Source organism: Corynebacterium uterequi (assembly GCF_001021065.1).
In the GTDB taxonomy this organism is placed as follows: Bacteria; Actinomycetota; Actinomycetes; order Mycobacteriales; family Mycobacteriaceae; genus Corynebacterium; species Corynebacterium uterequi.
This window is the reverse complement of the sequence record NZ_CP011546.1, coordinates 1,463,736-1,482,057: the sequence shown is the minus strand read 5'-3', so window position 1 is coordinate 1,482,057 and position 18,322 is coordinate 1,463,736. Positions and strand designations below refer to the sequence as shown.

General features: G+C 68.1%; 11 protein-coding genes. 7 read left to right on the top strand and 4 right to left on the bottom strand.

Features of this window, described 5'->3' with window-relative positions; translation table 11 throughout:
- Positions 1-17: 17 nt before the first annotated feature.
- Together CUTER_RS06905 and CUTER_RS06900 are read right to left on the bottom strand one after the other, a co-directional pair.
- On the bottom strand, positions 18-1,562 hold the full coding sequence (locus CUTER_RS06905; protein ID WP_047259817.1) for an acyl-CoA carboxylase subunit beta: 1,545 nt from the start codon (positions 1,560-1,562) through the stop codon (positions 18-20).
- A gap of 3 nt (positions 1,563-1,565) precedes the next feature.
- Positions 1,566-3,383, bottom strand: a complete 1,818-nt coding sequence (locus CUTER_RS06900) for an ATP-binding protein (RefSeq protein WP_047259816.1) — start codon at positions 3,381-3,383, stop codon at positions 1,566-1,568.
- A 173-nt stretch (positions 3,384-3,556) separates the two neighbouring features.
- Here CUTER_RS06900 and smc point away from each other — a divergent pair, with 173 nt between their 5' ends.
- The 6 genes from smc (at position 3,557) to ffh (ending at position 16,301) form a co-directional block, all read left to right on the top strand.
- Positions 3,557-7,012 carry a chromosome segregation protein SMC gene (gene smc / locus CUTER_RS06895; RefSeq protein WP_047259815.1) on the top strand — a complete coding sequence of 1,152 codons (3,456 nt, stop codon included), beginning with the start codon at positions 3,557-3,559 and terminating at the stop codon, positions 7,010-7,012.
- 85 nt (positions 7,013-7,097) lie between these two features.
- Positions 7,098-10,529: a hypothetical protein gene (locus tag CUTER_RS06890; RefSeq protein ID WP_047259814.1), complete on the top strand. Its 3,432-nt coding sequence runs from the start codon at positions 7,098-7,100 to the stop codon at positions 10,527-10,529.
- Between the two features lie 22 nt (positions 10,530-10,551).
- On the top strand, positions 10,552-12,000 hold the full coding sequence (gene ftsY / locus CUTER_RS06885; RefSeq protein WP_082121304.1) for a signal recognition particle-docking protein FtsY: 1,449 nt from the start codon (positions 10,552-10,554) through the stop codon (positions 11,998-12,000).
- 34 nt (positions 12,001-12,034) lie between these two features.
- Positions 12,035-12,373: a P-II family nitrogen regulator gene (locus CUTER_RS06880; RefSeq protein WP_047259813.1), complete on the top strand. Its 339-nt coding sequence runs from the start codon at positions 12,035-12,037 to the stop codon at positions 12,371-12,373.
- Positions 12,374-14,452, top strand: a complete 2,079-nt coding sequence (locus CUTER_RS06875) for a [protein-PII] uridylyltransferase (protein ID WP_047259812.1) — start codon at positions 12,374-12,376, stop codon at positions 14,450-14,452.
- Positions 14,453-14,507: 55 nt separating this feature from the next.
- On the top strand, positions 14,508-16,301 hold the full coding sequence (gene ffh / locus CUTER_RS06870; RefSeq protein ID WP_082121303.1) for a signal recognition particle protein: 1,794 nt from the start codon (positions 14,508-14,510) through the stop codon (positions 16,299-16,301).
- On the opposite strand, the gene CUTER_RS06865 is transcribed toward ffh, so the two are convergent.
- Positions 16,264-17,193, bottom strand: coding sequence for a glycosyltransferase 87 family protein (locus tag CUTER_RS06865; protein ID WP_236684791.1), 930 nt, complete (start codon positions 17,191-17,193; stop codon positions 16,264-16,266). The two genes, ffh and CUTER_RS06865, sit on opposite strands and share 38 nt — an antisense overlap.
- Positions 17,183-17,467 carry a hypothetical protein gene (locus tag CUTER_RS11895; protein ID WP_236684690.1) on the bottom strand — a complete coding sequence of 95 codons (285 nt, stop codon included), beginning with the start codon at positions 17,465-17,467 and terminating at the stop codon, positions 17,183-17,185. Before CUTER_RS11895 ends, CUTER_RS06865 begins: the two co-directional genes overlap by 11 nt.
- Positions 17,468-17,769: 302 nt before the next feature.
- Between CUTER_RS11895 and rpsP the strand changes: the two genes are divergently transcribed.
- On the top strand, positions 17,770-18,264 hold the full coding sequence (gene rpsP / locus CUTER_RS06860) for a 30S ribosomal protein S16 (protein WP_047259811.1): 495 nt from the start codon (positions 17,770-17,772) through the stop codon (positions 18,262-18,264).
- Positions 18,265-18,322 lie beyond the last annotated feature (58 nt).

Here is an 18,322-nt window from a genome sequence, read left to right as displayed (position 1 = left end):
TGGTGTGGACGGTGACGCTAGAGCGGTGGGTTGCCGTGGCGGCGGGGCAGCGGCTGGGCCGGTTGTTTCGAATCGAGCGCGGCCAGGGACGACGCGATGGTCTCCCGGGTCTCCGACGGGGCGATGATGCCGTCGAGCTCCCCGCACGCCACCGACAGGTTCGGGTTCACGTTGGCCTCCCGGTACTCGGCGGTCAACCGTTCGAGCGTGGCGGCCTCGACGCCTCGTTCACGGGCGTCGGCGAGCTCTCGGCGGTGGATGATGCTCACTGCGCCCTCCGCGCCCAGCACGGCTATCTCCGCGCCGGGCCAGGCGTACGTCAGGTCCCCGCCGAGGCCCTTAGAGCCCATGACGATGTAGGCGCCGCCGTAGGCTTTACGCACGATGACGGTGACCAAGGGAACGGTGGCGTTCGCATAAGCCCAGATGAGCTTCGCGCCGCGCCGGATGATGCCGGTGTGTTCCTGGTCAGTGCCGGGAAGATAGCCGGGGACATCGACGAGGGACACGACGGGCAGCCCGAAAGCGTCGCAGAACTGCACGAACCGGGCGAGCTTTTCCGACGCGTCCACGTCGAGAGTGCCGGCCCCGACATTGGGCTGATTGGCCACTACGCCGACGCTGCGGCCTTCAATGGCGGCAAAGCCCGCGACGGCACTGCGGGCGAAGTGCTCATGCACCTGGACGAATTCGCCGTGATCGACGAGCGCGGCGATGAGCTCGCACATGTCGTAGGGCACCCGGGACGACACGGGAACGACCTGCTCAAGGTCGATGAGCGGACGGGCATCGGTGGCCGGATCGTAGCCGAAGCGAGGGGCGGGCGCCTGCGAGTGCGACGGCAGGTAGGACAACAGCGCGTGGGTGTAGTCGAGGGCGTCATGCTCGTCCTCGGCGAGGTAGTGCGCCACCCCGGAGATGCTTGAGTGCACCTCGCCGCCGCCGAGTGCGTCGAAGCTGACCTCCTCTCCGGTGGTGGCCCGGACGACGTCGGGGCCGGTGACGAACATGTGGGAGTTCTCCCGGGTCATGATGACGAAATCCGTCAGGGCGGGCAGGTACACGGCGCCGCCAGCGCAAGGGCCGAAGACGAGGGAAATCTGCGGGATGACCCCGGACGCTTGGCACGTCTTGCGGAAGAGCCGGCCGTACTGGCGCAGCGCGCGCACACCCTGCTGGATGCGGGCCCCGCCGGAGTCCTGGATGCCGATGACCGGAACCCGCAAGGTGAGAGCGTGGTCGATGAGCGCGATGATCTTCTCGCCCTCCACCTCGCCGAGGGTTCCGCCCATGATGGAAAAGTCCTGGGCGTACACGGCCACCTGGCGGCCGTCGACCCGCCCGAGGCCGGTGACGACGGCCGCCCCGGAGAACCCTTCAGAGACGTCGCCGCCGGCGAAGCGGCCGATCTCGTGGAAGCTGCCGGCGTCGACGAGCGCCTCGATGCGCTCACGAGCGGTGAGCTTGCCCTTCGGGTGCTGGCGCTGCCGGGCGCGCTGTTCGGCGCGTTCGCTGAGTTCGGCACGCACGGCGGTGAAGTTGTCGCGGATGATAGGTGCCATGGGCTAGGACTCCTCGGTGGGGGTGGCTGCTGAGGCGGCGTGGATGGTGACGAGCAGGTCCTCGGCGTTGATGGAGTCTCCCGCGGTCACGGCGATGGACTCCACCGTGCCGGCGCACGGCGCGCAGACGTAGGTCTCCATCTTCATGGCCTCGAGGGTGAGCAAGAGTTCGCCCTCGTCGACCTCGGCGCCGACGTTGGTGGCGATGCCGCTGACGATCGCTTGAATAGGGGAGCGGACCTCCCCGGTGACGGGGGCGGCGTCCTTGGGTCGATGCACGCGCCGGGCGGCGCGACGGATGCGCTGGGCTGCTCGACGAAGCGGCTCGGGTGTGGTCGAGGTGGCGCCGGGCAGCAGTTCCGAAGGCAGACCCACCACGGTGCGCTTTCCGTCAATCTCGACGACGATCTCTCGCCAGTGCCCGGGTTGGGGAGCTGTCTCGTCCTCGTTGCCCCGAGCGCGAGTGGTGCCCGCGACTCCGGGCCAGTTCGGCAGGAAGCCCTCTTCCAACCAACGGGTGGAGTAGCGCTGCGACGCGAAGGCGTCGGTGGCGAGGATGCTCTGATACAGCGGCACGGGAGTGGGGATGCCGACGAGCTCGAACTCGGAGAGCACGCGCCGGGCCCGGGCCACGGCTCGCTCGCGAGTCGGGCCGGTGACGATGATCTTTGCGATCATCGGGTCGAAGTCCGCGGAGACCGCGTCGCCGGCGGTGACACCGGAGTCGATGCGCACCCCGGGGCCCACCGGCCACCGAAGCCGCTCGATGGTCCCGCCGGTGGGCTTCATCTCCTGGGTGGGGTCTTCGCACGTGATGCGAAACTCCAGGCTGTGCCCGCGCGGGGCCGGACGCTCGGGGAGATCCTGCCCGCGGGCGATGGCGATCTGCCAGGCGACGAGGTCCACGCCGGCGACCTCCTCAGTCACCGGGTGCTCGACCTGCAGGCGGGGGTTGATTTCCAGGAAGTAGATCCCGTCTTCACCGGTCGCGCCTGGCTCGACGAGGAACTCGCACGTACACAGCCCGACTAGTCCGACGCCTTCGCACAGGGCGTGGGCGGCGTCGGTGAGGTAGGCGGTGGCCTCCTCTTTCAGTCCGGTGGCCGGGGCCTCTTCGATGAGCTTCTGGTTGCGTCGTTGCAGCGAGCAGTCCCGGGTGGACACGGCGGCGAAGTGACCGGCGGCGTCTCGGGCGCATTGAACCTCGATGTGGCGGGCGTTACCGATGAGCTTTTCGACGAAGTAGGAGCGGGTGGGAAACTGCGGGTGGCGCACGAAACGGTCGATGTCGCCCGGGGTGCGTAGCGCGACGATCCCGCGCCCACCGCCGCCGTCGGCTTGTTTGGCGAGGATGGGAAAGCCGTGGTCGGCGGCGAAGTGTCGAAGATCGGTTGCGTCGCGTACCGGCTCGGACACGCCGGGAACGGTGGCTACGCCGACCCGGTCGGCTAGGTGGCGGGCGGCGATTTTATCGCCGGTGCCAGCGAGCACCGTCGGATCGGGGCCGACCCATGTCAGGCCGGCATCGATGACGGCGGCGGCGAAGTCCGCGGATTCGGAGAGGAAGCCGTAGCCGGGGTGGACCGCATCGGCGCCACTGCGACGAGCGAGGTCGAGGAGCTTGGCGACGTTGAGGTAGGTCTCGCCGGCGTGGGTGCCGCCGAGGGCGTAGGCGTGGTCGGCGAGGGCGACGAAGCCCGCGTCCCGGTCGCCGTCGCTGTAGCCGACGACGGTGGTAATGCCGAGCTCCCGGGCAGTGCGAATGATCCTTTCGGCGATCTCTCCGCGGTTGGCGATGAGGAGGGTCTTCACGGTGTCCACCTGCCTGACCTTCCGACGGTGCGGCGTTTGTGCACGGAAATCTCCTTTGCTTGTCGAAAGTTGTCTGGCCAACGATAGGTGCCTTTGAATCTGTTTGCAAACAAACATAGCGGTATCAAAGCATCTCCTTTCCAACTCACAGCCAGCGACAACCCTGCGCTAAGCTCGTGGCAATGCACCTGAAATCGTTGACGCTCAAGGGCTTCAAATCCTTCGCGTCCGCGACCACCCTGGCCTTCGAACCGGGCATCTGCGCCGTCGTCGGGCCCAACGGATCCGGCAAATCGAACGTCGTCGACGCGCTGACCTGGGTGATGGGGGAACAAGGCGCGAAGAACCTGCGCGGCGGGAAAATGGAAGACGTCATCTTCGCCGGCGCCGGCGATCGCCCACCCCTCGGCCGCGCCGAGGTGACCCTCACCATCGACAACTCCGACGGCAAGCTGCCCATCGACTACACCGAGGTCTCCATCACTCGGCGCATGTACCGCGACGGCGCGAGCGAATACGAAATCAACGGCTCCCGCGCCCGCCTCATGGATATCCAGGAGCTGCTCAGCGACTCGGGCATCGGCCGGGAGATGCACATCATCGTCGGCCAGAACAAGCTCGGCGACATCCTTGCCTCCCGACCGGAAGAACGACGCGCTTACATCGAGGAAGCCGCCGGCGTCCTCAAACACCGCCGCCGGAAGGAAAAAGCGCAGCGCAAGCTCCAGTCCATGCAGGCCAACCTGGACCGACTGCAAGACCTCACCGACGAGCTGGGCAAGCAGCTGACCCCCCTGGCGCGCCAAGCAGAGGCTGCCCGCCGAGCCGCCACCGTCCAAGCCACCCTGCGCGCCGCCCGCCTCGCCCTGGCCGGGGATCGCGTCGTCACGCTTCGCACGGAGCTCGCCGACGCCACCCGCACCGCCGACCTCCACGCCGCCCGCGTCACCGCGGCGACGGAGGCGCTCGCCGAGGCCACCCACCGCGAGCAGGGGTACGACGCCCGCCTGGGCGAGCTCTCCCCGCAGGCCGAGGAAGCCCAGCAACTGTGGTACCGCCTGTCCACACTCGCCGAGCGGCTGGCGGCCACGATTCGCGTCGCCGAGGAACGTTCCACCGCGGCCGCCGGGATCACCGCCTACGGCGGCGTCGACCCGGACGACCTCGACGCCCGCGCCCGCCTAGCTGACGAGGAACACGAGGAGCTCATCGCCGCCGCCGAAGAGGCCGTCGAACGCCTCGACAGCATCAGAGACAAAGTCGACGAGCACCAAGAGGCTTTCGCCGCCGCCGAGGCCGAGCACCTCGCCGCCCTGCGCGCCCTTGCCGATCGTCGCGAGGGGCTCGTCCGCCTCATCGCCGCGGAGGAATCCCTCGCCCGGCAGATCAGCGCCGCCGAGGCGGAAATCGCCCGGGCCGACGACACCCTCGCCGACACCCGAGCCCGCGTCCGCGCCGCCCGCGACGACGCCGACACCGCCGCAACCACGCTCGACCGCCTGCGCGCCGAACGCCAGCCGATCGAGGACGCCCACGCGCAGGCCACGGCTGAGTCCCGCGCCGCAGACGCCCGCCTCGACGAGCTACGCGAGCTCCAACGCCAACGCGAACGCGTCGTATTCTCCCTGCGCGCGAAGATCGACACGCTCCAGGCCACCGCGCCGACGAGCCACGCCGCGGATATTCTCGGCGCCGACTTCGCCCCCATCGCCGCCGCTCTCAGCGCCGACGCCAGCCTCGGCGCGGCCGTCGCCGCCGCCCTCGGCCCTCACGCGGAGGCCCTGGCCGGAAACGTCACCGAGGAGATCGTCGAACAACTCACCGACGCCCGTCGCACCGTCCTCGTCGACCACCGCGACGGCGCGCACGACCCCTGGCGAATCACCGCCACGCTCCCGGCCGGGGCGCGCTGGTTACTCGACGCCATCGAGGTCCACGCCTCAATCGCGCCGGCGATCAACCGGTTGCTCGCCGACGTCGTCCTCGTCGACGACGTGGCCGCCGCCCGCGCCGTCGTCGACGCCGACCCCCGGCTGCGCGCCGTCACCCCCGCCGGGGTGCTGCTCGGCGAAGGGTGGGTGGCCACCGGAATGGGGGCCGTAAGCACCGTCGAGGTCACCGCTGACATCGCCGAGGCCACCGAACTGCTCACCGAAGCCACCGCCGCCTTCGATGAGCTCTCCGGCACCCTCGAAGGCGCCCGGCTGGCCGCCGACGACGCCCGCGTCGCCGCCGCGGCCGCGACCGCCGCGCTACGCGACCACGACACCGCCATCGCGACGTGGCAACGCGACCACGACCGTCTGCTCAGCCAGGCCGAAAAAGCCGTCGCCGAACACGAACGCCACGCCCAGCGCGCCGCCGAGGCCGAGGCCCGCCTCGCGACGCTGCGATCCGACCACGCCGACGCCCGCGACCGCCTAGCCCACGTCGAGCACGACGACGCCCCACCGGAGGCCTCGACCGCCGATCGGGACCGTGCCGCCGCCGCGCTCACCCAGATCAAGGCCATGGAAATGGAGGCGCAGCTGGACTTACGCAGCGCCACTGAGCGCGCCGGGCAACACGCCGGTAAGGCCGAAGCGCTGCGCCGCCAGGCTAAGCAGGAACGCGAGGCGAAAGCTCGCCACGAACGGGCGATGGTGGCCCGGCGCCGCGCCGGAGAGCTGGCCGCCGCCGTCGCCGAGCACGCACACGCACTGGCCCACCGCACCGCCGACGCCTTAGAGACCGCCACCGCTCGACGCGACGAGCTGCTTCGCGAGCGCACGCGCGCTCAGGAGGCGGCGAGCGCGGTGCGGCACGAGGTCAGCGCGCTTCGCCGGCAGCTCGACGAGCTGACCGCCGCCGCACACGCGGCCGAGATCGCTCGATCCCAGGCCCAGGTGCGAGCCGAAGAGGCGGAAGCCAAGACCGCAGACGAACTCGGCATCGCCATCGCCGACCTGCTTCGCGAGCACAGTCCCGGCCCGGACTTTGACCGCGACGCCGAACGCGCCCGCTTCACCCAGGCGCAGCGGGACCTGCGCTCCCTGGGCAAGGTCAACCCGCTAGCCCTAGAGGAATACAAGGCCCTTGAGGAGCGCTACTCCTTCCTGTCCACCCAGCTGGCGGACGTGGTCAAGGCCCGCGCGGATCTCACGGCCGTCATTGAGGACGTCGACGAGCACATCCTCACCCTGTTCACCGACGCGTGGCGCGACGTCGAGGCGGAATTCCCCACCGTGTTTTCCATCCTCTTTCCCGGCGGGGAGGGCCGGCTTGTGCTCACCGACCCGGAAGACATGCTCACCACCGGCATTGAGGTGGAGGCACGGCCCCCGGGAAAGAAGGTCAAGCGCCTGTCGCTGCTGTCGGGAGGGGAGAAGTCCTTGACGGCGTTGGCGATGCTCGTGGCCATCTTCCGGGCCCGGCCGAGTCCCTTCTACGTCATGGACGAGGTGGAGGCCGCGCTCGACGACGTCAACCTGCGCCGGCTCATCGCGCTCTTTGAGCAGCTGAGGGCCGATTCGCAGCTCATCGTCATCACCCACCAGAAGCCAACGATGGACGTGGCCAATGTCCTCTACGGAGTCACCATGCGCGGCGACGGTGTCACCCGGGTCATCAGTCAACGCATGCGCCCGGTCTCTGAGTAGACTCTCCACTGGTGTCGGGCGGCCGCTGCCGGCCCCAGAAGCGACCACAGTTAGCGATCACGACTGCAGATATGTAAGGAGCCTTGTGAACACCAACGATGCCGGCGCCGGCCAGGTTTTGCTCGGATGGGCGTTTCGTACCGAGATGGCCTGCGCGGGAGATCTCAAAAGCATCGATCGGCTCTCTCAGCTGCCGCTGAGTTCCGACGAGCTGGAGCGCATCGACCGCTTCTTCGGCGTCTTCGTGGCCGCCCAATGCGCGGATAGTGGCGACGGCGTCGCCGATGTGCTCGTTCGCACTCCGGGGCTGACGCTCGCGTCGCTGTATGCCCGCGCCTCCCGCGTCGTGGAGCCGTCCTCGCTGTTCGCCGAGTACCTCGGTGGACTGGGGCTGGCCGCCGAGGAGGACGACGCCGCGGCCGTCGCCGAGCTGGTGGTTCCGCTGCTCACGGAGCACGGACTGACGGTGCCGGCCGAGCTAGACGACCCGGTGCACGTGCTGCTGTGGCACGCCGGTATCACCGGCGCAGCCATCGCGCGGGTTCTCGAGCTCGTCGACGCCCACGAGGACGCGCAAGCCACCGTCGCCGCGCTAGCCGAAGACGAGGACTACCCAGCCACCGCGCACATTGCCGCCACCTGCGGGGAGCGCATCGAGGAGATCGTCGAGCGGATCCTCGCGCTGCGGGCCTTCATCGTCGACAACCGCGGAACGTGGCGGGTGCGTCGAGCCGAATGGCCGGAGCCTCGACTGCCGCAGCTGATCGAGGAAGCCGTGGTCGCGGAGTACCGCGAGCGGCCGGTGGGCACCGCCGAACGCTACGACGCCGTTGGCGTCAGCGTGCGCGAAATGCGTCCCCGGCTGGTGCTGGACCTTCCCCGCCGCAAGGTCTGCGTGCGCCTGCCCGAACAGAAGCTCGACGGGCACGAGGAAGTGCAGTGGCGTCTCGCCGTCGACGGCACCACGCGCGTCTACCGCACCAGCAGCCCCCGCGGCACCACGTCGCCCTACTCGGAGATCCTCGACGTCACCGTTGCTCAAGCCACCCGTGAGGTGATGATTACCGACGTCAATCACGACCTGGAGTGGGTCACCGCCGTCGTCGACTCCGCCGATCCCCTCATCGTTTTCGCCCCCGGCGGCGCCAGCCTCAACGACAAGGTATCGCTGCACTACCCGGAGCTGTTCGCGGTGTGCCCGGACGACGCCCGGCTCTACGACGTCATCGCCGAGCGCGATCACACCGAGCTCGAACGCTTCCCCATTGACGGCTGGGAAGGGTGGTCGGCACGCCGCCTGGACACCTCCGATGCTTCCTCACTCAAACTGGTCCGCGACGGCGACTCCGTGACGGACAACGTCGAGCAGGTACGCTGCATCGACCCGCGCCAGCGCGTCGTTTTCGCCCACCCGGCGGATTCCGAGATTCCCTTCGTGGAATCCACCGCCGGGCTGCCGGTGCACAACGCCTCCCTGGTGGCGGAGTTCCCGGCGACGGTTTCCGGCGACACCGAATACTGGTACCTGTCCATCGCGGCCCTGGCCGGGCTCGGCGAGGAAGGAGAATTGGTCGCCGGCCCGGAGGCGCTGGAAATCCCGGCGGAGGGTGGCGCCTTCGACATCTTTGACCCCGAGGCCTGGGACACCCCGTGGGTGGGGGAGTACCTCATCCGGCTGCGCGGCCCCCGCAACGAATCCTTCCGTCACCGCTACGCAATCGTCGAGGGGATGACCACGGACGTGGTCTACGACGGGATCTGTCAGTCCTTCCGCATTCCCGGCCCCGGCGGACTCACCGGGGCGGGGTTGAACATCTACCACGATGACAAGACCTTCGACGTCAGCCCCCGGCGCATCACCGTCGCCCCCGACGCCGCCGCCACGGACCTGACGATCACGACGGACGCCGGCGATCAGCTTCCGCTGCGTTTCAGCCCGCCACAGCTGCTCTTCGAGCTGCCGCTAGCCAATGGAGCGACCGGGTGGCGTTCGACGCGCCTGGCCGTGCGCCCCAACGAGCTCGCCGCCCGCGGGGAGCTCAAGATTCGTCTGCCGCGTGCCATCGGCGACCCGCGCGTGTCCGTACGCAATCAGCACGGCACCCCCATGCGCAATCAGAAGCTCGTCAGCCGCGACGGCGGTACCACCTACTCGGCGCCCATGGCCGCCATCGCGGCCTCGGCAACGGCGGTCATGACCGGCCGGATTGAGCTGGAATGGGTCGACAAGGTCAGTGACAAGCGCGTCTCCGTGCGCATCGTCGACCTGGTCGGGGTCCCGGCCGTCACGGGAGTAGAGCTCGACGGCGGGGAGTTGGTCGTCACCGGCGCCCGCGACGCGACCCGGCTCGGTGCTTGGGTGTGGCTGGCCACCGCGCCCTGGGCGTTGGGCACGACGCTGCGGCCGATCGGCGAGCGTACCGCGTTGCCGGAGTCGCTCGTCGACGCCGGCGACCTGCTCGTCCAGATCTTCGTGGATGACCCCTTCGCGGCGATGCGCGCCCCGCAAGCCCCCAGCTCCTCAGCGGTGACTTTGTCCCAGCCGGGGTACTACACCGCTCAGCGCGAGGGGTGGGCTCAGCTGTCCGCTTTCTTCGCCGGTGAAACGGAGGACACTCCCACCGACCCAACCATTTTCCCGCTGCTGTGGGACTACGTGGCCGCCGAGGTTCCCGTGGCGCACAAGGCACTGGTCGCCAACCCGGAAGCAGCCTTGAGAGGGCTGTCGGAGTCCCTCGTCCCGGCGCGCTTGCAGCCGGGCCGGATCATCGCCTCCGGGCTGGTCTTCGGTGACTTCGCCGGCGAGGCCGTGGGCGGCGACGTCTCGGAACTGCACCGCAGCCCGTGGATCAGTGCCCTGCAGCTGCTGGCTGGACTGCCGGCGGTGTTCGACTCCGAGGATGCTACGAGTCTGCGGGCCATCCGCTCTCAACTGACCACGGTGGCGGGCAAGAATGCCGTCAACACGCTCGCGACCGGGCGGGACACCACCTTGGACAGCGCCTGCATTGACGCCTCCACCGTTCAGATCGCCCAGATGCCGCCGGCACAGCAGCAGGCGTTGCTGGACATGTTCTTCAAGCGCTCGGAGATCGTGCCCGGCGCCATCATGGACGATACGACCCGTCTGCTCGCGGTGTTCGCCGCCTTTGACCAGCGCGAGCAGCTCGGTGACCTGCTCACCGAGTATGACCTCATTCCCCGGTCGGTGAAGCTGCTGAGAGCGCTGCGCGGGGCGAATCGAGGCCTCTACAACGCTGCTAACGTCCGCTTCGACAAGCTCGATGGCGTCGACACCGAAGATCCGAAGAACCGGTGGGCGCTCGCCCCCGTGGTGTCTATCGTGTTTGCCCTGGCTGCGCGCATGCGAGCTCACGGGCAACTGAGCAAGACGCAGCTGCTGGACGAGTCCGCGTTGGCGTGGTCGAAGCTGGCGGATTTGGTTCCCGACCTGGTCACGGGCGACCTCATCGCGGCGGAGGCGATGGTGCTAGCGGAGGTGTACGCAGGCAGGTAGCCCCGGCCGGTACCATGAGGGCATGAACGCAACCCTGTTTGGTATTGATTCGACCCTGCTGCTGGTCATCGTCGCCATTGTCGTGGTGCTGGCGGTCATCATCGGCGCGGTCGTCATCGTCGGCAAGAAGCGCAAATCCGCCAAGACCGTCAGCTTCGCCAAGGAGGCGGAGCCGAAGGAATTAACCCAGGAGCAAAAGTCCGGCAATTACCAGGCAGTGGGCGGGTTTAACTTCACGCAGGCGACCCTGGGGGACGCGGACAAGAAGCGCATCCCCGTGCCGGCGCAGCCGGTGGAACCTGTTGAGCAGGTATCGCCTGTGCCGCTGCCGCAGGACCCGGAGGTCGCGGTCGACGTCGCCGAGCCGGCCGAGCCTGCGCCGCCGGTCGAGGTTACTCAGCCGGTCGAGCCTGCCGAGGACGCAGAGTCTCAGGCAGTGGAGGCCGCGCACGCAGCGGTCGTCGCCGAGGACGCGGTCACCGAAGCCGTCGACGCCACGCCGGTTCCGGACACGGTACCTGCTCCGGCGCCGGAACCCCTCGATGACATCGAGCCGGCCGCCGGGCGCATCGGCCGGTTGCGCGGGCGGTTGTCTCGCTCCCAGAATGCCCTCGGCCAGGGTCTGCTCGGCATCCTCACCGCCGGTGACCTTGACGAGGACGCCTGGGAGGAGATCGAAGACACCCTCATCATGGCTGACCTCGGCGCGGATCTTACGATGAGGGTGACCGAGCGCCTACGGGAGAAGATCGCCGAGCGCGGCGTTGCCGACGAGGCGCAGGCCCGCGCCATGCTGCGTGAGACCCTCATCGAAGCCGGGCGTCCCGAGCTGGACCGCTCGCTCAAGGCCCAGCCCGTCGACGGTAAGCCGGCCGTGATCCTGCTCGTGGGCGTCAACGGCACGGGCAAGACCACCACCACCGGAAAGCTCGCCCGCGTGCTCGTGTCCCTGGGGCACAAGGTGGTGCTCGGGGCGGCGGATACGTTCCGCGCTGCGGCCGCGGACCAGCTAGAGACGTGGGGCAAGCGCGTCGGCGCCACTACCGTCCGAGGTGCCGAGGGCGCCGACCCGGCGTCGGTCGCGTTCGACGCCGTTGCCCGCGGCATCGAACAGCAGGCCGACGTCGTGCTCATCGACACCGCCGGGCGTCTGCACACCTCGCACGGGCTTATGGATCAGCTGGGCAAGGTCAAGCGCGTGGTGGAGAAGAAGTCCCACGTTGACGAGGTGTTGCTGGTCATCGACGCGACCGTCGGCCAGAACGGCCTCATGCAGGCCCGTGTGTTTAAAGACGTCGTCGACATCACCGGCGTGGTGCTCACCAAGCTCGACGGCACCGCCAAGGGCGGCATTGTGTTCCACGTGCAAGAAGAGCTGGGCGTTCCGGTCAAGCTTGTTGGCCTCGGCGAGGGCGCGGACCATCTCGCCCCCTTCGAGGTCGAGGGCTTTGTCGACGCCCTGCTAGGTTAGCCGCTGACACGTTAAGACGAGGAGAAACCCCGACATGAAGCTCATCACCGCAGTCATCAAACCCTTCACCCTCAACGACGTCCGGGAGGAGCTGGACCAGCTGGGCATCCACGGGATGACGGTGACCGAAACCCAGGGTTTCGGCCAGCAGCGCGGGCATTCCGAGGTGTACCGGGGAGCCGAGTACGCCACCGACTTCGTGCCCAAGGTCAAGGTGGAAGTGGTGGTGTCCGACGCGGCCGTCGACGACGTGTGTGAGGCCATCGTCCGCGCGGCGTACACCGGCAAGATCGGCGACGGAAAGCTGTGGGTGACCAATGTTGAGCGAGTGATCCGCGTGCGTACCGGCGACCGCGACGACGCCGCTCTGTAAGTGGACCCACAGGAGATCATCGAGTCCTTGGTCCTGCCGCCGGCGACGGCGTTGGCCGCCACCGGTTCGCTCGCGCGCGGCGAGCTCACCGCCCACTCGGACCTCGATCTGGTGTTGCTGCATTATCCCGGTGACGTTCCCGACACTCAGGACGTGTGGTACCCGATATGGAACTCGCCGCGCCACCTCGACGCGGTGGTGCGCACGCCGCAGGAATGCGCCGACGTGGCCGCCGCCGACGTCCGGTCGGCGTTGGCGCTGCTCGACCTGCGCCACCTCGCCGGCGACCCGGAGCTCACCGCCACCGCCCGCCAGTTGCTCCTCACGCAGTGGCGCGCCACGATCGCCCAGCGACTGCCGAGCATCATCGAGCTGGCCGTCGCCCGGTGGCACCGATCCGGTTCGCTGGTGACCATGACCCGCCCGGACCTCAAGCACGGCCGGGGTGGGCTGCGCGATATCGACCTGGCCCGGGCGCTGGCCCTGGCCAACGTCGCGGACACCCCACGCCTTGACGATCAGCGCCGCCTCCTCGTGAAGGTCCGCTCCGCCTTGCACGACGCCGCACGTCGCCGCCGCGACATCCTCGATCCCGAGTTTGCCGCCGACATCGCCGAGGATCTCGGCTTTGCCGACCGCTACGAGCTCGGCGCCGCCGTGGCCGCCACCGGCCGTGACGTTGACGAGGCGCTCACCGCAGCCCTGGCCTCCGCCCGCGCTTTGGCATCAGCCCGGACCTCGGCCAGGAGTTCACGACCGCGGGCCGTGCCGGCCGTGCCGTTGGCCCTGGACGTCGTGGAACGCGACGGGGAGGTCCATCTGGCGCGAAACCCGAACTTGTCCGACCCCGGGCTGGTGCCGCGCGTCGGCGCCGCCGCGGCGCGATATGGTTTGCCCATCGCGGCGTCGACGCTGCGCCAGCTCGACGCCGTGCCCGTGCCTTCAGGCCCGTTCACTGCTCCGGCCGCACGGGACTTCCTGGCGCTGCTGTCGTCCCCGAGGCACAGCGGCAACGTCATCAACGACCTTCACCGTTACGGGCTGTGGACGCGGCTGGTTCCGGAGTGGGCGCACGTGGCGGGGCGGATGCCGAATGAGCCGAGCCACACGCATTCCATTGACCAGCATCTCCTCGCGACCGTGGCGCAGTGCGCGGCGACGCGCACCGAGGTCGCGCGACCCGACCTGCTCTTGCTCGCCGCCCTTTACCATGATCTGGGCAAAGGCTACGACCGCCCCCACGAGGACGTCGGCGCTGAATTCGTCGCCCGGATGGCGGCGCGGCTGCGGCTAAACATTTTGGACCGCTCCCGGGTGCAGACGCTCGTCGCCGAGCACACCACCCTGGCGCGGCTCGCAACGCGCCTCGATCCCTGGGACCCGCAGGCCGCCGAGGCGGTCGTGGAGGCCTGCCACTACGACCGCCTCACCGTGGAACTGCTGGCCAAGCTCGCCATCGCCGATGCCCAAGCGACCGGCCCGGGTGTGCTCACCCGGTCGCTGCGGCGCTTCATCGACATCGTCACGCGCCAGGCAACGCGGGCACTGGCGCGGATCACCCCGCACCAGCCGCTGGTTAGCGTCCCCCGCGATGTTGGCCTGCGGCGCCGGGACCACGCGCCCTATCTCACCGTCTTCTGGCGCGCGACGGACCGCGGTGACATCAAGCGGATGATGGCGGTGCTCGACGCGAAAGCGTGGGTCATGGAGTCCCTCCGCGTAGTCTCCGGGGAGCAGGGCTACCTGGCGGAGGCCGACGTCCGCCCGCTCACCGAGTCCTTCTCCGATGCCGCCGACGAAGAGATGCTGGTCCGGGCGTTTCATTCCGGGGTGTACGAGTCCATCCAGGCCCCCGAGCCCGGCCCGGTTACCTTCCACTGGCACTCGGGCAGGGTGGTGGAGCTGCGGGTGCCCGATTCGCGGGGCACGACCGCCGCGGTGCTTAACGTCTTGGGGGAGGTGTCCTGGCTCTCGGGCTTCAACCCCGGCGGGACGACGATCCTTCAGGTGGCATTCCCGCAGGCCGTCGACCGTGCGCGGGTGGAACGGGATGTGACCGCCGTATTGGGGACACGCTAGGCTGGGGAGGTTAGTAATCACTTGATGTCTAGTTGAAACGCGAGGAACGAACCACGTGTTTGAGTCACTGTCTGATCGCCTGACAAACGCCCTGGCGGGTCTCCGCGGAAAGGGCAAGCTCAGCGACGCTGATATCGACGCTACTGCCCGCGAGATTCGGCTGGCGCTGCTGGAGGCTGACGTCTCACTGACCGTGGTCCGCGCCTTCATTAAGCGCATCAAGGACCGAGCCAAGGGCGCAGAGGTGTCCGCCGCGCTCAACCCGGCGCAGCAGGTCGTCAAGATCGTCAACGATGAGCTCATCGCCATCCTGGGCGGAGAGACCCGCCGGCTGAGCCTGGCGAAGAACCCGCCGACCGTCATCATGCTCGCCGGCCTTCAGGGTGCGGGTAAGACCACCCTGGCGGGCAAGCTCGCCCGGCACCTGGAGAAGCAGGGGCACACCCCCATGCTGGTGGCCTGTGACCTGCAGCGCCCGGGCGCGGTGCAGCAGTTGCAGATCGTCGGCGAACGCGCCGGTGTGAAGACCTTCGCCCCGGACCCGGGGACCTCGGTGGACACCCACGAGCACGTCATGGGCACCTCGCACGGCGACCCCGTGGCGGTGGCCCGACAGGGCGTCGAGCAGGCGCGGCGTGACCAGCACGACGTGGTCATTATCGATACCGCCGGCCGGCTGGGTATCGATGAGGAACTCATGAACCAGGCGCGCAGCATCCGCGACGCCGTCAACCCCGACGAGGTCCTGTTCGTCATCGATGCGATGATCGGCCAGGATGCCGTCACCACCGCCAAGGCCTTCGCCGACGGCGTCGATTTCACCGGCGTGGTGCTCACCAAGCTCGATGGTGACGCACGCGGCGGCGCGGCCCTGTCCATCCGGGAGATCACCGGCAAGCCGATCCTTTACGCCTCCACTGGTGAGAAGCTCGACGACTTCGACATCTTCCACCCCGAGCGCATGGCCAGCCGCATCCTCGGCATGGGTGACGTCCTCAGCCTCATCGAGCAGGCCGAAGCGGTCATGGACCAGCAAAAGGCCGAGGCCGCGGCCGCCAAGCTCGGCTCAGGCGAGCTCACCCTCACGGACTTCCTGGACCAGCTGATGATGATCCGACAGATGGGCCCCCTGGGCAACATCCTCAAGATGCTGCCCGGCGGCAAGCAGATGAACGACATCGCAGACATGGTCGATGAGAAGCAGCTGGACCGCATCCAGGCCATCATCCGCGGCATGACCCCGGCGGAGCGAGAGGACCCGAAGATCCTCAACGCGTCGCGCCGCAAGCGCATCGCCAATGGCTCCGGCGTGAGCGTCTCCGACGTCAACCAGCTCGTCGAGCGCTTCTTCGAGGCCAAGAAGATGATGACGAAGATGGCCGGCCAGATGGGCATGGGCGGGATGCAACGTTCCGCCACGAAGAAGAAGCCCAAGGGCCGCAAGAATAAGAAGGGCAAGCGCAAGCCCGTGAAGAATAAGCCGCGGCAGCCGCAGCTGCCGGGCATGGGCGGACCGGGCATGGGCGGCATGGATATGGCCCAGCTGCAGAAGATGGCTCAGCAGATGGAGGCCGGCGGTGGCCTGCCGGGCATGGGTGGCGGTCTGCCCGGCTTGGGTGGCGGCTTGCCTGGCATGGGCGGGTTCCCGGGGCTGGGTGGCTCCGCACCGGCTGCCAAGGCCTCGCCGGCGCCGCAGAAGCCGGCCGCTACCCAGAAGCCGGCCGCGTCGAAGGCCCCGAAGCAGCCGCAACCTAAGCCGCAGCCCGCCGCGGAAGAGAAGCCCGCCGCGCCGAGCGCCGGTTCCTTCGACCTTAATGCGGCGATGGAGCGGCTACGCGGGAAGAAATAAGCGACCCGACCAGGTAGCACACCAGGAAGGCGAACCCAGCCGCGGTATAGAAACGCGACTGGGCGGCGTCGATCATGACGTGGCTAACAAAAGGCACGAGGGGGAGGACCAAGGCGGCCACCGACGCCGCCCCGGCTAGCTGGTGACCGCCGGTAAAGGTCCACCGGTCCGCAAGAAAACGGTTGACGCCGATCATGAAGCCAAAGGCCATCGGCAGAACCCACACCCAGTGGTGGAACCACGAGAACGGGGAGACCAGGCACGCGCCGATGCCGGCGAGCGAAAGGGCGGTGGTTCGGTCGTCGCGGGCGACCGCCTGCCCGACGGCGGCCGCCGCCACGGCGGTGACCACGAGGACGGCCAGAATCCACACGAGCGTGGAATCAATGCCGAACTCGCGGTCGAAGACCGGGCGTAGGGACTGTGCACCGGGGTTGAGGTGATCGCCAATCCGAGAGGAATTGAGCATCTTCTCGGTCCAGTAGGAGTACGCGTCGGGAACCCCCAGGAAGCCGATGGCGACGGTGGCGAGGAAGGTCACCACTGACCCCACTGCGGCGCCCCAGCGGCGTTCCAGGAGGAACACCAGGCCCAGGTAGGCGGGGGTCAGTTTGATGCCGGCTGCTAGGCCAACGCCGATGCCGGGCAGGCGCCAGCGTCGCGGCAGGATGTCGACGGCGGCGAGCAACATGAGGAAGAGGTTGATCTGACCGAAGAACAGGCTTCCCGACAGCGGCTCGGTGGCGAGTAGCGCAATCGTCGTCAGGGCCACGAGGGCCAGTGAGGTGACACCTAACGGCACGCGGCGCTCGTGCAGGACCAGCAGGAGAACGACGGCGAGACTGAGTATGGTGCCGCCTTGCCACGCGATGACCAATTGCCTATCCGACAGTGGCGTGAGGAGCTCGAAGAGCAGGCTGGAAAAGGGCGGGTAAGTAAAGGGTAAGGTCGAAGACGTAGGCGGTGTCGTACAGCAATCCGCCGCGCAGCATTTCGGCGCCGGCCATGCGATAGATGGCCAAATCCACGGGGATGACCCAGGTCAAGGGGTTCTTAGGCCCGTCGTAGGCCACCAAGTACCGGTAGGCTACCCACGCCACCAGGCCCAGCAAGACGCTGAGCATCGTTGTTGTTCCGACCAGGGGTTTCCTGGTTGTTCGAGCCATGCTTCAAGTCCTCGAGGTTAACACGGGTATTAAGGATCAATGATGTGAATGAGGGTACTGTACGGCGGACTTCGAATCGTATTTATTGTGGTCATGGCATGAAGTGCTGGTTTGGGGATCCGTGGCAGCGGCAGGTAAGCTCAATCCTCGCGTCAAAGCAGCTGCGTTACGCCGACACCGACTACGGTCGGCCGGTCTGTCACGCGCAGTCGAATCCGAGGGTTGAACCGGTTGGCCAAGTAAAGAACACCTGGCCAACGTCAGAACTGCCCAGTGACTACTCAAGAGTTAAAGGAGCCATCATGGCTGTCAAGATCAAGCTTCAGCGTATCGGTAAGATCCGTAACGCTCAGTACCGTGTCATCGTTGCCGACGCCCGCACCCGTCGCTCCGGCCGCGCCATCGAGAACATTGGTATCTACCACCCGAAGGAAGAGCCGTCGGTCATCCGCATCGACTCTGACCGTGCCCAGTACTGGCTGGGCGTCGGCGCGCAGCCGACGGAGCCGGTTCTGGCCCTGCTGAAGGTCACCGGTGACTGGCAGAAGTTCAAGGGCCTTGAGGGCGCCGAGGGCACCCTCAAGGTGGCCGAGGAGAAGCCGTCCAAGCTCGACCTGTTCAACCAGGCGCTGACCGAGGCCAACGACGGCCCGACCATCAAGGACATCGCGGACAAGAAGCAGAAGGCCAAGGAAGAGGCTGAGGCCAAGGCCGCTGCTGAGGCTGAGGCTGCCCGCAAGGCTGAGGAAGCCGCCGCGGCTGCCGGCGAAGCCGACGCCGAGGCTGAGTCCGAGTAAGTCTTTCGGCTCGTTTCCCACTCCCGCCCAGAGATCACCATGGTGATCTTGGGGCGGG